The 1,032-nt window shown below is 68.8% G+C and carries 2 protein-coding genes; one reads left to right on the top strand and one right to left on the bottom strand.

Annotation, left to right across the window (positions count from 1 at the left end):
- On the bottom strand, positions 1-470 hold a 470-nt coding region (locus ACWIE7_RS19520), incomplete at its 3' end, for a DoxX family protein (protein WP_454070382.1).
- A gap of 145 nt (positions 471-615) precedes the next feature.
- On the opposite strand from ACWIE7_RS19520, the gene ACWIE7_RS19515 reads away from it, so the two are divergent.
- A partial coding sequence (locus ACWIE7_RS19515) for a MarR family winged helix-turn-helix transcriptional regulator (protein ID WP_454070381.1) occupies positions 616-1,032 on the top strand: 417 nt, incomplete at its 3' end.

Here is a 1,032-nt window from a genome sequence, read left to right as displayed (position 1 = left end):
CTGGCGGCGCGGCGGCCGACGATCAGCGCGTCGAGGCTGAAGCGGCCGGGGCCGACCAGGCCGAACACTGCCGTGGCGAGGCCGATCACGGCGACGAGCTCCCAGCCACCGTCAGCGGCATAGATGCCGGCGGCCTGGTGGACGTAGAAGTAGGCGCCGGCCATCACGACGACGACCAGGACCGCCACGAGCTGGGTCAGCAGCCCCAGGACGAGCAGGATGCCGCCGACCAGCTCGACCGTACCGGCGAACGCGGCCGCGGTCTGGGCGGCGGGGACGCCCATCGACTCGAAGAAGGCGCCGGTGCCCTCGACGCCGTTGCTGAACAGCTTCTGGCCGCCGTGCACGATCAGCACCGCGCCGAGCAGGACGCGGGCCAGCAGCAGGCCGATGCCACGGACGGTCGCGGGTACCGGCACGAGGGTGCTCGGGGTCTCGAGGGCAGCGGGGCGAGTAGCGGTGGTGGTCACTGTGGTTCCTTCCGTCGGGTTCTCCGGTCCGTTCCGGAGCAATTCGGTTGTGGCGGCCCGCGCGGGTCGGCGAGCCGTACATGATACGTCACACAGTTCTACTGATCGGCTACGTGGCATGTCAACTAAGGGCTACTATGGACCCATGACTGAACAGGTGAATTGGCTCAACGACGAGGAGACGGCCCTCTGGCGCACCTATCTCGCCCTTGAAGGTCGCCTCCACCTGGAGATCCAGCGCGACCTCAAGATGTCCTCCGACCTGACCGAGCCCGAGTTCGAGGTCTTGGTCCATCTCAGCGAGGCCGACGGGCCGCTACGCATGACCGCCCTCGCCGACGCCCTGCAGTGGGAGCGCAGCCGCGTCTCCCATCAGGTGACCCGGATGGCCAAGCGGGCGCTCGTGCAGCGCACGAGCTGTCCCGAGGACGGGCGCGGCGCGTTCGTCTCCACCACCGACGAGGGCATGCGCGAGATCGAGAAGGCCGCGCCGGACCACGTGCGAACCGTGCGGCGGGTCTTCCTGGATCGATTGGACGACGACGACAAGCGCGAACTCGGT

The organism is Dietzia sp. NPDC055343, assembly GCF_053645265.1.
The sequence above is the reverse complement of the archived record's forward strand: the minus strand, read 5'-3'. Positions and strand labels throughout refer to the sequence as shown.